Annotated in this window: 17 protein-coding genes; 10 read left to right on the top strand and 7 right to left on the bottom strand. The window is 66.7% G+C overall.

Features of this window, described 5'->3' with window-relative positions; genetic code table 11:
* Positions 1 to 4: 4 nt before the first annotated feature.
* Together rsgA and aroA are read right to left on the bottom strand one after the other, a co-directional pair.
* Entirely contained in the window at positions 5 to 985 is a 981-nt protein-coding gene (gene rsgA, locus AC5Y5W_RS16965) for a ribosome small subunit-dependent GTPase A (protein ID WP_500011712.1), read from the bottom strand.
* Positions 982 to 2,265: a 3-phosphoshikimate 1-carboxyvinyltransferase gene (gene aroA / locus AC5Y5W_RS16960; protein ID WP_500011711.1), complete on the bottom strand. Its 1,284-nt coding sequence runs from the start codon at positions 2,263 to 2,265 to the stop codon at positions 982 to 984. The genes rsgA and aroA overlap by 4 nt, the downstream gene beginning before the upstream one ends.
* A 45-nt stretch (positions 2,266 to 2,310) precedes the next feature.
* On the opposite strand from aroA, the gene AC5Y5W_RS16955 reads away from it, so the two are divergent.
* The 6 genes from AC5Y5W_RS16955 to AC5Y5W_RS16930 all read left to right on the top strand — a co-directional run bounded on the left by AC5Y5W_RS16955 (position 2,311) and on the right by AC5Y5W_RS16930 (position 8,141).
* On the top strand, positions 2,311 to 3,066 hold the full coding sequence (locus AC5Y5W_RS16955; RefSeq protein ID WP_500011709.1) for an SOS response-associated peptidase: 756 nt from the start codon (positions 2,311 to 2,313) through the stop codon (positions 3,064 to 3,066).
* Positions 3,067 to 3,137: 71 nt separating this feature from the next.
* Positions 3,138 to 4,682 carry an aldehyde dehydrogenase family protein gene (locus tag AC5Y5W_RS16950; protein WP_500011707.1) on the top strand — a complete coding sequence of 515 codons (1,545 nt, stop codon included), beginning with the start codon at positions 3,138 to 3,140 and terminating at the stop codon, positions 4,680 to 4,682.
* Positions 4,679 to 5,842: an NDMA-dependent alcohol dehydrogenase gene (locus AC5Y5W_RS16945; protein WP_500011705.1), complete on the top strand. Its 1,164-nt coding sequence runs from the start codon at positions 4,679 to 4,681 to the stop codon at positions 5,840 to 5,842. The genes AC5Y5W_RS16950 and AC5Y5W_RS16945 overlap by 4 nt, the downstream gene beginning before the upstream one ends.
* Before the next feature lie 66 nt (positions 5,843 to 5,908).
* Positions 5,909 to 6,502, top strand: coding sequence for a TetR/AcrR family transcriptional regulator (locus AC5Y5W_RS16940; RefSeq protein ID WP_500011704.1), 594 nt, complete (start codon positions 5,909 to 5,911; stop codon positions 6,500 to 6,502).
* Between the two features lie 20 nt (positions 6,503 to 6,522).
* Positions 6,523 to 7,332 (top strand): enoyl-CoA hydratase/isomerase family protein, encoded by an 810-nt coding sequence (locus tag AC5Y5W_RS16935; protein WP_500011746.1) that lies wholly within the window; start codon positions 6,523 to 6,525, stop codon positions 7,330 to 7,332.
* The gene (locus AC5Y5W_RS16930; protein WP_500011703.1) at positions 7,329 to 8,141 is read left to right on the top strand and encodes a class I SAM-dependent methyltransferase; all 813 of its coding nucleotides are present in this window, start codon (positions 7,329 to 7,331) and stop codon (positions 8,139 to 8,141) included. Before AC5Y5W_RS16935 ends, AC5Y5W_RS16930 begins: the two co-directional genes overlap by 4 nt.
* Here AC5Y5W_RS16930 and AC5Y5W_RS16925 read toward each other — a convergent pair.
* Together AC5Y5W_RS16925 and AC5Y5W_RS16920 are read right to left on the bottom strand one after the other, a co-directional pair.
* The gene (locus AC5Y5W_RS16925; protein ID WP_500011701.1) at positions 8,132 to 8,620 is read right to left on the bottom strand and encodes a YbaK/EbsC family protein; all 489 of its coding nucleotides are present in this window, start codon (positions 8,618 to 8,620) and stop codon (positions 8,132 to 8,134) included. The genes AC5Y5W_RS16930 and AC5Y5W_RS16925 overlap by 10 nt on opposite strands.
* A 4-nt stretch (positions 8,621 to 8,624) precedes the next feature.
* Positions 8,625 to 9,473 (bottom strand): SDR family oxidoreductase, encoded by an 849-nt coding sequence (locus AC5Y5W_RS16920; protein ID WP_500011699.1) that lies wholly within the window; start codon positions 9,471 to 9,473, stop codon positions 8,625 to 8,627.
* Positions 9,474 to 9,748: 275 nt separating this feature from the next.
* Between AC5Y5W_RS16920 and AC5Y5W_RS16915 the strand changes: the two genes are divergently transcribed.
* Both AC5Y5W_RS16915 and rsrA read left to right on the top strand, forming a co-directional pair.
* Positions 9,749 to 10,399: a sigma-70 family RNA polymerase sigma factor gene (locus tag AC5Y5W_RS16915; RefSeq protein ID WP_499886240.1), complete on the top strand. Its 651-nt coding sequence runs from the start codon at positions 9,749 to 9,751 to the stop codon at positions 10,397 to 10,399.
* Positions 10,396 to 10,704, top strand: coding sequence for a mycothiol system anti-sigma-R factor (gene rsrA, locus AC5Y5W_RS16910; protein WP_500011697.1), 309 nt, complete (start codon positions 10,396 to 10,398; stop codon positions 10,702 to 10,704). Before AC5Y5W_RS16915 ends, rsrA begins: the two co-directional genes overlap by 4 nt.
* Before the next feature lie 36 nt (positions 10,705 to 10,740).
* On the opposite strand, the gene AC5Y5W_RS16905 is transcribed toward rsrA, so the two are convergent.
* Both AC5Y5W_RS16905 and AC5Y5W_RS16900 read right to left on the bottom strand, forming a co-directional pair.
* Entirely contained in the window at positions 10,741 to 10,815 is a 75-nt protein-coding gene (locus tag AC5Y5W_RS16905) for a 50S ribosomal protein bL37 (protein WP_003416889.1), read from the bottom strand.
* Positions 10,816 to 10,885: 70 nt separating this feature from the next.
* On the bottom strand, positions 10,886 to 11,683 hold the full coding sequence (locus AC5Y5W_RS16900) for a hypothetical protein (protein WP_500011696.1): 798 nt from the start codon (positions 11,681 to 11,683) through the stop codon (positions 10,886 to 10,888).
* Between the two features lie 220 nt (positions 11,684 to 11,903).
* Here AC5Y5W_RS16900 and AC5Y5W_RS16895 point away from each other — a divergent pair, with 220 nt between their 5' ends.
* Positions 11,904 to 12,119, top strand: a complete 216-nt coding sequence (locus AC5Y5W_RS16895; RefSeq protein WP_065016657.1) for a biotin/lipoyl-binding carrier protein — start codon at positions 11,904 to 11,906, stop codon at positions 12,117 to 12,119.
* Between the two features lie 38 nt (positions 12,120 to 12,157).
* The gene (locus AC5Y5W_RS16890) at positions 12,158 to 13,684 is read left to right on the top strand and encodes a sensor histidine kinase (protein ID WP_500011694.1); all 1,527 of its coding nucleotides are present in this window, start codon (positions 12,158 to 12,160) and stop codon (positions 13,682 to 13,684) included.
* 82 nt (positions 13,685 to 13,766) lie between these two features.
* Here AC5Y5W_RS16890 and whiB1 read toward each other — a convergent pair whose 3' ends face one another.
* Positions 13,767 to 14,021 carry a transcriptional regulator WhiB1 gene (whiB1, locus tag AC5Y5W_RS16885; RefSeq protein WP_023371700.1) on the bottom strand — a complete coding sequence of 85 codons (255 nt, stop codon included), beginning with the start codon at positions 14,019 to 14,021 and terminating at the stop codon, positions 13,767 to 13,769.
* Between the last annotated feature and the right edge of the window lie 89 nt (positions 14,022 to 14,110).

The following is a 14,110-nucleotide window of genomic DNA, read 5'->3' as shown; positions in this document are numbered from 1 at the left end:
TGGCCTAGCTTTCGCGCAGCACGACCAGTAGCCGTCGCGCCGCGGCGACGCGGCGCGCTGCCGGCCCGGTCAAGTTGTCCAGCGCGCATTCGGGGTCCGCGGGTGGACCCAGATGCCCGCAGCCGCGCGGGCAGTCCTCGATCGCCTCGGCCAGATCGGAAAACGCCATCATCACGTCGTCGGGCTCGATGTGGGCCAGCCCGAAGGAGCGGATCCCCGGCGTATCGATCACCCAGCCGCTGCTGTTGAGCGGCAGCGCCACCGACTGCGTCGACGTATGCCGGCCCCGCCCGATTTCGGTGACTGCGCCCACAGCTCGACCAGCTTCTGGCACAAGCCGATTCACCAGAGTCGACTTGCCCACCCCGGAGTGACCCAACAGCACGGTGACCTTGCCCACCAGCATCGGCGCGACAACGTCCAGCGGGTCGTCGCGGCCTGCGGTGATCACCGCGAGGTCGAGGTCGGCGAACTGCTCGGCGAACGGAGCCGCGGGCGCGAGATCCGTCTTGGTCAGGCACAGCACTGGGGTCAGGCCGCCGGCAAAGGCGGCGATCAGGGCCCGGTCCACCAGGCCGCTGCGTGGCGGCGGGTCGGCCAGCGCGACCACGATCAACAGCTGATCAGCGTTGGCGACAACCACCCGTTCGGTGGTGTCGGTGTCATCGGCGGTGCGCCGCAACACCGTTCGCCGCGCCCCCCGCCGCACGATGCGGGCCAGGGTGTCCGGTCGGCCTGACAGGTCGCCGACCACATCGACGTCGTCGCCGACGACGATGGGAGTGCGGCCCAGTTCCCGGGCCCGCATGGCGGTGACGCGACGGGCAGGGTCGCCGCCGAGCACACAGCCCCAGCGGCCGCGGTCAACGCTGACCACCATCGCTGCGCGGGCGTCAGCATGCTCAGGGCGGGTCTTGGTCCGGGGACGCGAACCCCGGCCGGAGCGGACTTTGACGTCGGATTCGTCGTAGTCGCCGGGCCTCAACCGCGCGGCCCCTGCAGCATTCGCGTCCACAGCTGTGGAAAGTCCGGCAGCGTTTTGGCGGTGGTGGCGATGTCGTCCACCTCGACACCGGCCACCCGTAGGCCCACGATTGCACCGGCCATCGCCATGCGGTGGTCGGCATAGGAACGCCAGAGTCCCGGTCCCAGTGGCGTCGCGGTGATCCGCAGGCCATCGGCAGTTTCTCGGCAGTCACCGCCCAGCCGGTTGATCTCGGTGCTCAGCGCGGCGAGCCGATCGGTTTCGTGGCCGCGCAGATGCGCGATCCCGCTCAACTGCGACACCGATCCCGGGGCGGCCAGTGCCGCCAGCACAGCCACCGCGGGTGTGAGCTCACCGACGTCGCGCAAATCGACGTCCAACCCGCCGTATGTCGCCGGACCGCGCACTTCGAGGCACGAATCAGAAAGGCCGACAACGGCGTTCACACGTCGCAGGATGTCCAGAATGGTGCTGGCAGGCTGGATGCTGGTGGACGGCCAGTCGGTGATGCGCACGGTACCGCCGCTGACAACCGCGGCCGTCAGAAACGGGACGGCGTTGGACAGGTCCGGTTCGATGTCCCAGTGCCGGGCGGCCACCGGGCCGGGGCGCACCAGCCAACGGTTGGGTGCTGAATCGTCGACGTCGACGCCGGCTTGGCGCAGCATCGCCACGGTCATCGCGATGTGCGGGGCCGACGGCAGCGCCGCGCCGGTGTGCTGCACGGTCAACCCGTCGGTGAACGACGCCGCGGACAGCAACAACCCGGACACGAACTGCGACGACGCCGAGGCGTCGATGCCCACGGTGCCGCCGGTGATCGACCCCGTGCCGCGTACCCGAAACGGCAGCGCGCCACCGTCGACGTCGACGCCCAGGACGCGCAGAGCGTCCAGCAGCGGTGCGATTGGCCGGTCACGGGCCTGTTCGTCACCGTCGAAGGTGACCGTCGCGACCCCCAACGCGGCCAGCGGCGGAACGAAACGCAGCACGGTGCCGGCCAGCCCGCATTCCACCCGGGTGTCCAGGCCAGGGGCGATCTGACCGCTGACCTTCAACTCGGACTCGGCGCCCTCGACCTGCAGGCCCAGTGCCCGCAGTGCGCCGATCATCAGGTCGGTATCGCGGCTGCGCAGCGCGCCGCGGATCGTGGAGACGCCGCCGCCCGCGGCTGCCAGGGCTGAGAGCACCAGGGCCCGGTTGGTTTGCGATTTCGAGCCGGGGACGGTCACCGTCGCCGTGACAGGCGACGGCATGGCGGGTGCTGACCAGGTGCTCACGCGTCCATCATTGCGTGTCTGCGCCTGCCCGGCACCATGGAAGGTATGTGCGGACGATTCGCGGTCACCACCGACCCGGCAGTGCTGGCCGAGAAGATCCAGGCGATCGATGAAAGGAGGGCGGCCCGGTCCTCAGACGCGCCGAACTACAACGTCGCGCCCACCACCACCATTGCGACGGTGGTTCGCCGACACGACGAGCCCGACGACGAGCCCACTCGGCGCGTGCGGGTGATGCGCTGGGGGCTGGTGCCCCCGTGGGCCAAAGCGGACGCTGACGGCACACCAGAGCCCAAAGGCCCACAGCTGATCAACGCCCGCGCCGACAAGGCCACCACCTCGCCGGCGTTCCGCTCCAGCGCCAAGTCCAAGCGCTGCCTGATCCCGATGGACGGCTACTACGAATGGCGCGCCAACCCCGGCGCCGGCAAGAAGGCCCGCAAGACCCCGTTCTACATGTATCGCGAGGATGGCGAGCCGCTTTTCATGGCCGGCCTGTGGTCGGTATGGAAGCCCGCCAAAGACGCCACCCCGCTGCTCAGTTGCACGATCATCACCACCGACGCGGTCGGCGAGCTCGCCGAAATCCACGATCGCATGCCGCTGGTGGTGGCTGAACGCGATTGGGACCGCTGGCTGGATCCCGACGCTCCGCCGGATCTCGAGTTGCTGGCGGGCCCGCCCGATGTGCGCGGCATCCGGATGCGAGAGATTTCGACGCTGGTCAACAACGTGCGTAACAACGGGCCCGAGCTGCTGGAGCCGGCCGAGCAGCAGCCAGAACAGGTGACGCTGCTCTAACGCTGATCCAGCGCAAGTGGGGTAGCCGGCTACTCTAGGTAGCTCGCTTGAGCTGGCGAGATGATCGCGCCATGACCGCGATTCAGCCCAAAACCGACACCGCCACCATCGTCGTACGCAACCCCGCTGACGGTCGTGTTGTCGGCACGGTACCGATCGAAACATCTGACGCCGTCGCCGCAAAAGCGCGTGAGCTGCGGCTTTTCCAACCGGACTGGGCGGCGCTCGGGCCGCGCGGCCGCAAGCGGTGGCTGCTCAAGTACCAGGACTGGGTGCTCGACAACGCCGAGCACATCATCGACGTGGTGCAGTCCGAAACCGGCAAGACCCGGGCGGACGCCAGCGGCGAGCCCACCAACACGGCATCCCTGCTGGACTACTGGGCCGGTCGCGCGGAGCAATTCCTCACCGACGAGCATCCGCGCTCTTTCAACCCGCTGGCGATGACCAAGAAGCTCACCACCACGTACCGCCCGTATCCGGTGGTGGGGGTCATCACGCCGTGGAACTTCCCGTTCCTGATGCCCGGGTTGGACCTGGTGCCCGCATTGGCCGCCGGCGCGGCGGTGCTGCTCAAGCCGTCTGAAGTGACGCCGCTGTCCGCGGTGGAATTCGTCCGCGGCTGGACCGAGATCGGTGCGCCGCCAGTGCTGGCACTGGCAACCGGCTACGGGGCCACCGGCGCCGCGGTCATCGCCAACGCCGATTTCGTGCAATTCACCGGGTCCACCGCCACCGGCCGGAAAGTGGCCGTCGCCTGCGCGGAGCGGCTGCTGCCCTACAGTCTCGAACTCGGCGGCAAGGACCCGGCGCTGGTGCTGGCCGACGCCGACCTCGACCGGGCCGCCAACGGAATCGCCTGGGGCGGCATGTTCAACTCCGGACAGGTGTGCGTGTCGGTGGAGCGGGTGTACGTCGAGGCACCGGTCTACGACGAGTTCGTGGCCAAGCTCACCGACAACGTCCGGCGGCTGCGGCAGGGCCAGGACGACCGCACGTTCGCCTTCGACGTCGGAGCGCTGGCCACCAGCGCCCAGCGCGACATCGTGCAACGCCATGTCGACGGGGCGGTCGCCGCCGGTGCCCGGGTGGTGACCGGCGGCAAGCCGACCGGAACCGGAACCTTCTTTCAGCCAACGGTTCTCGTCGACGTCGACCACTCCATGGCGTGCATGACCGAGGAGACGTTCGGACCCACCCTGCCGGTGGTCAAGGTCGCCGACGAAGCCGAGGCGATCCGGCTGGCCAACGACTCGGTATACGGGCTGTCGGCCACCGTGTGGACCGGCGACAAGGAACGCGGTGACCGGATCGCCCGTCAGCTCGATGTCGGGGCGGTCAACATCAACGACGTTCTGTGCAATGCATTTGCCTGTGACGTGCCGATGGGCGGCTGGAAACAGTCCGGGGTCGGCGCCCGTTGGGGAGGTGCGGCAGGGGTACTCAAATACTGCCGGCCACAAGCCATCACCTCGCCGCGGGTGCCGACCCAATCCAAGGAGCTGCTCTGGTATCCGACCTCGCCGCGTCGGGTCAAATTCGCATTGAGCCTGTTGCGCGCGTCCGCCGCTCGAGGGGTGCGGCGGCTCGGTATCGCGCCGAGGGCCGCCCGGTGAAATGCCGGGCGGCGGTGCTGCGCGGGATCGGCAAAGACTGGGAAATCTGCGACATCACGCTGGATCCGCCGCACGCCGGCGAGGTGCTGGTGAAGATGTCGGTGGCCGGGTTGTGTCATTCCGACGACCACTTCGCCACCGGCGACCTGGTTCCCGGTCCGGAGATCGCGGAGATGATGCGCGCCAACGGAATCGAAGTTCCAGAGACCTTCCCGCTGCTGGGCGGTCATGAGGGTGCCGGCGTGGTGGCCGAGGTCGGTCCGGAGGTGCGCTCGGTGCGGCCCGGTGACCGGGTGGCGATGTCGTTCATTCCCGCCTGCGGCAGCTGCCGGTTCTGTGTGTCGGGCATGACCTACCTGTGTGATCTCGGTGCCGGCGCATACGCCAGGGAAATGACCACCGACGGCACGGTGCGCCGCCACGTCGACGATGAGGACCTGTTGGCACTGATGCAACTCGGCACCTTCGCTGAATATGTGGTGGCCTCCGACAAGTCAGTAATCAAGATCGACGACACGACGCCGATGCACGCCGCCGCGCTGGTGTCGTGTGGTGTCACTACCGGGTGGGGATCAGCCACGGTGACCGCCGGCACGGAGCCGGGCGACACCGTGGCCGTGATCGGCGTCGGCGGCGTCGGGATGAATGCCCTGCAGGGCGCCCGCGCAGCTGGCGCGAAATACGTAGTCGGTGTGGATCCTGTTGCGTTCAAACGTGATTCCGCCATATCATTCGGCGCCACGCACACCGCGGAATCGGTGGAGGCGGCGTTGCCACTGGTACGGAGCCTCACGCAAGGCGTGATGGCCGACCGGGTGATCATCACTGCGGGCGTCGTCCACACCAATCTGCTTGCTCCGGCGATGATGTTGACCCGCAAGGGTGGAACGTGTGTGCTGACCGGAATAACGCCATACGGCGAAATGCTGGTGCCGCTCATGCTCACCGACATGATCGTGTCGCATAAACGACTGCAGGGCGCGTTGTTCGGCGGGATGAACCCGCGGGCGAGCATCCCCATGCTGCTGTCGATGTATCAGAACGGCAAGCTCAAACTCGACGAACTGGTGACGCGGCGCTACCGGCTCGAGGACATCAACGACGCCGTTGCCGACATGCGAGAGGGTCGAAACATCCGCGGCGTCATCGAATTCGATTAGGGCCGACGCCCACTCCAGCCGCGGGCAGGCGACCGAGAGTTACTCGGTTCCGATAGAGTTAATCTCGTGACCACGAGCGGACAGCCCGACGCCCGGACGCGGCTGCTCGAAGTAGCCCGGCGGCGGTTCGCGGTCGACGGAGCGTTGGCAGCGACGCTGGACGAGGTCCGCCGTGAGGCCGAGGTGAGCGTCGGGGCGCTCTATCACCACTTTCCGGACAAGTCGACACTGGCAGCCGCCGTTTACGCCCAGGTGATGGGGGAGTACCAGGTCGGGTTCGTGACGATGCTGAGGGGGCAGGCCACCGCCGAGGGCGGGATTCGCGGTGGCGTCGAGCATCACCTGCGATGGGTGGCCGCCAACCGCACCGAGGCGGCGCTGTTGCTCGGTGATCGGCTCGACAGCGCCACCTTGCGCGAGTCCAACCATGAGTTCTTCTCCGCCATCCGGGACTGGTGGCGGCCGCACCACAGCTACGGCGTGCTGCAGCCGATCCGCCCGGGCATCACCGCTGCGCTGTGGTTCGGCCCGGCACAGGAATTCAGTCGGCATTGGATCGCCGATGGCGAAACGAGAATGCCCCGGGCCGCCGTCCGGGCATTCGCCGATGCCGCGTGGACGGCATTGCGCGCCAACGATAGTGAGGAGGACGACCGTTGAACGAATCCTTGTACAAGCGCATGGTCGCCGATGGCGACGACCGGCAGGCGCCGCCGCGGGTTCGCGTCGAGCACCGCGGCGACCGCGCGGTGGTGACTCTCGACGAACCCGACCGACTCAACGTGCTCTCCGCGCCGCTGGTACGACAACTGCGGCGGGCACTGGAGCACCTCGCCGCCGACACCGATATCCGCGCGGTCGTCGTGACTGGCGAGGACCCCGGCTTCAGCGCCGGCGGTGACCTGAAAATGATGCGTGCGGCCACCGAGCAGCTGAGCCAGCCCGAAGGAGTCGCCGATGTCTGGCGCTGGATCCGTCGTGAATTCGGCGGCATCGCAAGGCTGATCGCCGGATCGGACACCATCTTCGTGGCCGCGCTCAACGGCCCCGCCGCCGGAGTCGGGCTGGCCTGGGCCTTGACCTGTGACCTGACCATCGCCAGCGAACGCGCGGTGATCGTCCCCGCGTTCGGCCATCTCGGTCTGATTCCCGAGGTCGGCACCAGCTGGGCGCTGACCCGGTGTCTCGGCTACCAGGGCTCGCTGGCGTACTACCTGCGGGGGGAGCACATCGACGCCCACACCGCGCAACGACTCGGCCTGGTGCACGAAGTCGTCGCCCATGACCAGCTTCTCGCCGTGGCTGACGACTGGTGCTCGCGCGTCGCCTCGATGCCCGCCCACGCCATCGCGATGACGAAGCCGCTGCTGCGCACCGCGGCCGACGCCAGCTGGAACGACGCGCTCACGCTGGAGGAATTCGCCGAACCGATCTGCTTCACCACCGCCGCATTCGCCGACAGCGTGCACGCCATGCTGGCCCGACATTGACTCGATACGACCTGGCGGCGATCGCAAGCGCGGCGGAGCCGGGCGCAGCGGGTCGCCGCCGATACGACCAAGCCGGACGCACGTATTCGGTGACCCGGCAATCGGACCCACGTATTCGCGCGGTTATCGACCATGCTTTGCAGGGCATCGCGACGATTGCGAACATCGGCGCCGGCACCGGCTCCTACGAACCGTCGAACACCGTCGTCGCGGTGGAACCCAGTCGCGTCATGATCGCGCAACGCCCGGTTGGTGCCGCACCGGTGATCCAGGCTATTGCAGAACACCTGCCGATCAGCACGGCTGCTGTCGACGCCGCACTCGCGGTGCTGACCGTGCACCACTGGGCCGATCTGCAGGTCGGGATCGCCGAGATGACGCGCATCGCGCGCCGCCGTGTTGTCATCCTCACCTGGGACGAGGCCGTCTTTCGTGAATTCTGGCTCTTGCGCGAATACCTGCCCGCTGCCGCGGAGACGGATGCGCGGCTGGCTGTGCCGATCGCCAAATTGGTGTCGTTGCTTGGCAATGCGTCGATCCAGCCGGTCCCGATTCCGTACGACTGCGTTGACGGATTTGGCGGAGCCTATTGGCGTCGCCCACACGCCTACCTCGAGGCCGAAGCCCGAGCCGGGATGTCGATGCTCGCCCTGACGCCGGAACCTCTGCTCCGGGAGGGACTCTCACGGCTGCGCACCGATCTTGCCACTGGCGCGTGGACACGTCGGCATGCCGATCTTCTGGACAAGCCAGCGCTGGATCTCGGATATCGGCTCGTTGTTGCGGACCTGCCGGGGAGTCAGGCTTGAATGTTGGCGGTCACCGCGCCGGTGAGCCGGATCAGATCTGCCGGAGACACCGCGACGTCCCAGCCGCGCCGGCCGGCACTGCAATACACCCGATCCCAGCCCAGCACGTCGGCGTCGATGACAGTTGGCAGCGGTTTGCGCTGCCCAAGTGGCGACACCGCGCCCACCACATAGCCGGTCGCCCGCTGTGCAGTAGTGCGGTCAGCCATCGTCGCGCGGGAAAGCCCTAATGCCGCGGCCGCGGCCTTCAGCGACAGTCGGGACGGCACCGGCAGTACGGCAACGGCCAGTCCGTTGGGTTCGGCAATGACCAGCGTTTTGTAGATCTGTTCCGGTGCGATGCCGTGCGCGTCGGTCAGCAGGCGGACAGCTTCGTCGCCAAACGAGCCTTCCTGCGGATCGTGGGCGAACCTCACCACCTCATGCGCCACGCCTGCGGCCGATAGCGCCGCAAGCGCCGGAGTCGCCGCGCCCGGCATCGACTTATGGCGCGCGATATCCGGGCGGGTTCGGGCTTTCCACCCACAGGTCAACCCCGAGCTCACCGCCCGGTGTGCAGTCATACACCGACAAATCGCTGACCCCGGATTCGACCAATACGTCCTCGCACAGGACCGAGTTACCGGTGTACTCCCCGGCGGGCTTGTTGAGAATGGCGTAGGCGGCGTCGGCGTACACCTCGGGCTTGCGCGCCCGCGCCATCGCCTCGTCGCCGCCCAGCAGGTTCTGTACGGCGGCGGTGGCTACCAGAGTGCGTGGCCACAGGGTATTGGATGCGATGCCATCGGCACGCAGTTCCTCGGCAATACCCAAGGCGCACAACGTCATTCCGAATTTAGCCATCATGTACGCGGTCGGCTTGAGCCACTTGGACTCGAGCAGTATCGGCGGCGAGAGCGTCAGGATGTGCGGGTTGTCCCGGCCTTTCATGTGCGGGATACAGGCCGCCGACACCGCATAGGTGCCGCGCACCTGGATGCCGTTCATCAGGTCGAAACGCTTCAGCGGCACCTCGGTGATGGATCCCAGGTTGATCGCCGACGCGTTATTCACGCACATGTCGATGCCACCGAACTGCTCCACGGTCTGGGCGACTGCCGCCTCAACCGAGTCGCCGTCGCGAATATCACCGACGATCGGCAGCGCCTGCCCGCCGGCGTCCTCCAGCTCCTTCGCCGCGGTGTACACCGTGCCCGGCAATTTGGGGTGCGGTTCGGCGGTCTTGGCGATGAGCGCAATGTTGGCCCCGTCGCGCGCGGCCCGCATGGCGATCGCCAGGCCGATACCGCGGCTGGCCCCGGAAATGAACATGGTTTTGCCGTTCAGAGACATGGCGTCACAGTAACGCCGCGAGCGCCGGGCCGGGATCAGCGGTCCAAATCAGGTACCGACGGTTGGCCTGGCCAGGAAATAGCCGGGTCGCCGAAGCTGTTGACCATCACAGTTCGGTGGCCGCCGTGACGGCCACACAAGACACTGTCGGGTGCAGCCTTTAGATTGGGGAGAAGGGGAGTCTGGTGTCAACGGCGATGAGCCTGCTGGAGCGTCCGGTGTTGGTGCCCGGGCTGTCCGGTGATACCGCTACCGAAGGGATTGTGACAACCAAGATGGCCGACAGCGATGGCTCGACCGGGCCCGAAGTGGCCGCGCCCGATCCCAGGGAGGAGACGGACGAGCAGCTCACGGCACGCTTCGAACGCGACGCGATCCCGCTGCTAGATCAGCTTTACGGTGGCGCCCTGCGCATGACGCGCAATCCGGCCGACGCCGAAGACCTGCTGCAGGAGACCATGGTGAAGGCCTATGCGGGCTTCCGCTCGTTCACGCCGGGCACCAATCTCAAGGCATGGCTGTACCGCATTCTGACCAACACCTACATCAACAGCTACCGCAAAAAGCAGCGCCAGCCGGCCCAATATCCGACCGACGAAATCACCGACTGGCAGCTGGCCGCCAGCGCTGAGCACTCCTCGACGGGGTTGCGCTCCGCCGAGGTAGAGGCGCTGGAGGCGCTGCCGGATACCGAGATCAAAGAAGCGCTCCAAGCGCTGCCCGAGGACTTCCGGATGGCGGTGTATTACGCGGATGTAGAAGGTTTCCCGTACAAGGAGATCGCCGAGATCATGGATACGCCGATCGGCACGGTGATGTCGCGCCTCCACCGCGGCAGACGCCAGCTGCGTGGGTTGTTGGCCGACGTGGCCAAGGAACGGGGCTTCCTCCGAGGCGGCCAGGCGCCCGAGGAGGTGTCGTCGTGACTGAGTTCTCGTGCGGATCGGGTAGCGCTGAGGACGCCCGCGCCAAGGCCGACTGCGCTGAAGTCATCGCCGAGGTATGGAGCCTGCTCGACGGTGAGTGCACCGCGGAAACCCGCCAAAAGCTGCGTCAGCACCTCGAGGAATGCCCCGGTTGCTTGCGGCACTACGGGCTCGAGGAGCGGATCAAGTCGTTGATCGCCATGAAATGCCGAGGTGAGAAGGCCCCGGAGGGCCTTCGCGAACGGTTACGTCTGGAGATCAGCCGGACCACCATCATCCGCCGTCAGGGCACCTGGCCCCTCTGAGACGGGATTGCCCAGCCGGCCCGCAACGACGCCGGGTCAGGAATTCGGGCGCTTGCCGTGGTTGGCCTTGCTGTACTTGCGGTCGCGCTTCTTCCGGCCTCGTTTGGCCATGACTGATCCTCCTTGCAGGTATACCGGCTGGTCAGTCTTTCATGCTGCCGAAGTTCGGCGGTGCCAGGGGCTACACAACCGGGACGTTCTGCCCCGGAACCGGAAGGTTGGTCGCCCCAGGCGTTTGGGCGGGTAACCCCGGTATCGCGGGGGTCTGGCCGGGCGTCAGGGCGCTGGGTTGGCCCGGCAATGTCGGGGTTTGGCCGGGCGACAGCAGCCCCGGTGTCGCCGGTGTCTGGCCCGGCGTCAGCGTGCCCGGTGTTGCCGGTGTCTGGCCTGGCGTCAGCGTGCCCGGTGTCGCCGGCAGCTGGCCGGGGGTCAGGGTGCTGGGTTGGCCGGGCAATGTGGGGGTTTGGCCCGGCGTCAGCGTGCCGGGGACCTGGCCGGGCAGCGTGCTGGGTATCTGGCCCGGCGACAGCGTGCCGGGAAGCTGGCCAGGAACCTGGCCGGGCAGGGTGCTGGGAACCTGGCCCGGCAGGGTGCTGGGAACCTGGCCGGGCAGCGTGCTGGGGTACCCGGGAGTCACCGGGCTTGCACCGGAGCTGGCGGGCATGAACGCCGATCCGCTGCCCGGGAAAACAGCGTTGAGCAGCGCACCCAACTCGTTGAAGATCGCATTGCTGATGCCCACACCGCTGGTGGGGTCGGCGGCGGGAACGGGCACTGGATCATCGACCAGGACAGGTTGCTGGGGAGTCGCCGCGGCGACGCCGCTGCCAAGACCGATCCCAGCCATCGCGGCAAGCGCAACCCCCGCGCCGACGGTCGCGCGAACCACCGGCCGGCATGACTTCGAAATCTCAAACATGTTCGTGAACAACGGAATTGCACCTCCACTCAATTCGTACACCCAATGCTCTTCAGCCACTCAAATCACTCTGGAAACAATGCTGCTCAATAGTCACAAAAGAAACACGACACGGTCACGGAACGAACTCTATAGATTTGCTTACCAATCTTGGAGTTTGCTTACTCTCTGCGAGGCGGTCCCCGGAGGACCCTCTCGGCGCACCGACGATGGCCGATTGTGGTTCGATGTGAGCGACGGGAATGGCGCAAACAGCGGCTGGGTGACGAACGGGGTAATGATGGCCGAGGACGTCCGCGCGGAGATCGTGGCCAGCGTGCTCGAAGTCGTGGTCAAAGAGGGCGACCAGATCGGCGAAGGCGACACTGTCGTGCTGTTGGAGTCGATGAAGATGGAAATTCCGGTCCTGGCCGAAGTCGCCGGCACAGTCAGCAAAGTGAGCGTATCGGTGGGAGATGTCATCCAGGCCGGCGATCTTATCGCGGTCATCAGTTAGCCATTGGCTTTGCCGAACCCAAACACCGGGAGTGACTGATGTCGACTCTGGGTGATCTGCTCGCCGAACACACCATCCTGCCGGGTAGCGCCGTCGACCACCTGCACGCGGTGGTCGGGGAATGGCAGCTGCTGGCTGATCTGTCGTTCGCCGATTACCTGATGTGGGTACGCCGCGACGACAGCGCGCTGGTATGTGTGGCGCAGTGCCGGCCCAATACTGCGCCGACGGTCCTACTGCGGGATGCTGTCGGCACCGTCTTTCCCGCCGACAAGGTGCCGCTGGTCGCAGCGGCGTTCGATTCCGGTGTCATTGGGCGCGGAAATGTTGCGGCTCACGAGGATCCGCGGTTACAGACCGGTCTGAACGTCGAAGCGGTGCCTGTCAGATACGGCGACCGGGTGGTCGCGGTGCTGACCCATCAAACCGCAGAGGCGGCCGCCGTCCGCAAATCCAGTCCACTGGAGACCGCCTACGTCGACTGCGCAGCAGATCTGGTGCACATGCTGTCGGAAGGCACCTTTCCCAATGTGGGCGACGTGGCAATGTCGCGCTCCAGCCCGCGGGCCGGTGACGGCTTCATCCGCCTCGATGTCAACGGTGTGGTGTCCTACGCCAGCCCGAACGCGCTCTCGGCCTATCACCGGATGGGTCTGACCTCGGAATTGGAGGGCCACAACCTCGTCGAGGTGACCCGTCCGTTGATCTCCGATCCGTTCGAAGCCCAGGAACTCGCCGACCATGTGCAGGACTCGTTGGCCGGCGGCTCGAGCATGCGCATGGAGGTGGACGCCGGCGGCGCGGCGGTGTTGTTGCGTACGCTGCCGCTGGTGGTGCACGGCGCGGCGGCCGGGGCGGCGGTGCTGGTACGCGACGTGACCGAGGTCAAGCGCCGCGATCGTGCACTGATGTCCAAAGACGCCACGATTCGAGAAATCCACCACCGGGTGAAGAACAACCTGCAGACCGTGGCTGCGCTACTGCGCCTGCAGGCACGCCGGACGACGAACTCAGAAGGCCGCGAGGCGCTGATCGAATCGGTGCGCCGAGTGTCGTCGATCGCGCTGGTCCATGACGCGTTATCAATGTCGGTCAACGAAGAAGTCAACCTCGACGAGGTGATCGACCGGATCCTGCCGATCATGAATGACGTGGCGACGGTGGATACGCCGATCCGGATCAACCGGACCGGCATGCTCGGCGTGTTGGACTCCGACCGGGCCACGGCGCTGATCATGGTGATCACCGAACTGGTGCAAAACGCCATCGAGCACGCTTTCGACCCGAACGGCGGCGGTTCCGTCGGTCGTGTCGGCGGGGGCGGCTCGGTGACCATTCGCTCCGAGAGGTCGGCCCGCTGGCTCGACGTGGTGGTTCATGACAATGGCCGCGGGCTGCCCGACGGGTTCAGCGTGGAAAAGTCCGACCGCCTCGGCCTGCAGATTGTGCGGACCCTGGTATCCGCCGAACTCGACGGTTCGCTGCGTATGCACGATGCCGCCGAGGGCGGCACCGATGTGGTGTTACGTGTCCCGATTGGGCGCCGCGCCAGGCTCGTGCAATAGTTTGCGCGGCGGCCCTGACGAAGCCTTCACACAATGTCGCGGCCCCGGCAGTTGCCGAGGCCGCGACGTCAAAGGGTTTTTGTCAGACTCCGCTGCGAGCCTTGGTCCGAGCGTTGCGGCGCTTGAGCGCGCGTCGTTCGTCTTCACTCATTCCGCCCCACACGCCGGAGTCCTGGCCGGTATTCAGCGCCCAGGACAGGCATTCGGTGGTCACCGGGCAGCGGTTACAGACCAGTTTCGCGTCAGCGATCTGGGCGAGCGCCGGCCCGCTGTTCCCCACCGGGAAGAACAGCTCCGGGTCTTCGTCGCGACAGACCGCCTTGTGGCGCCAATCCATACGTCGTTACTCCTCACTATGTGCGCAGCAGAGCGCACGGGCATTTTTCTTCGGCTGTTAACGCGGGCACAAGAAAGTCTCGGTACCGT

It is taken from the genome of Mycobacterium sp. NGS51 (genome assembly GCF_059812525.1).
The sequence above is the reverse complement of the archived record's forward strand: the minus strand, read 5'-3'. Positions and strand labels throughout refer to the sequence as shown.

Bases quoted from the DNA above. Each gene is read 5' to 3' on its own strand.
- whiB1 (WP_023371700.1), bottom strand. From the start codon at position 14,021: ATGGATTGGCGCCACAAGGCGGTCTGTCGCGACGAAGACCCGGAGCTG.
- AC5Y5W_RS16955 (WP_500011709.1), top strand. From the start codon at position 2,311: ATGTGCGGACGATTCGCGGTCACCACCGACCCGGCAGTGCTGGCCGAG.
- AC5Y5W_RS16950 (WP_500011707.1), top strand. From the start codon at position 3,138: ATGACCGCGATTCAGCCCAAAACCGACACCGCCACCATCGTCGTACGC.
- AC5Y5W_RS16890 (WP_500011694.1), top strand. From the start codon at position 12,158: ATGTCGACTCTGGGTGATCTGCTCGCCGAACACACCATCCTGCCGGGT.
- AC5Y5W_RS16915 (WP_499886240.1), top strand. From the start codon at position 9,749: ATGGCCGACAGCGATGGCTCGACCGGGCCCGAAGTGGCCGCGCCCGAT.
- AC5Y5W_RS16925 (WP_500011701.1), bottom strand. From the start codon at position 8,620: ATGCCGGGCGCGGCGACTCCGGCGCTTGCGGCGCTATCGGCCGCAGGC.
- AC5Y5W_RS16895 (WP_065016657.1), top strand. From the start codon at position 11,904: ATGGCCGAGGACGTCCGCGCGGAGATCGTGGCCAGCGTGCTCGAAGTC.
- AC5Y5W_RS16920 (WP_500011699.1), bottom strand. From the start codon at position 9,473: ATGTCTCTGAACGGCAAAACCATGTTCATTTCCGGGGCCAGCCGCGGT.
- AC5Y5W_RS16935 (WP_500011746.1), top strand. From the start codon at position 6,523: ATGGTCGCCGATGGCGACGACCGGCAGGCGCCGCCGCGGGTTCGCGTC.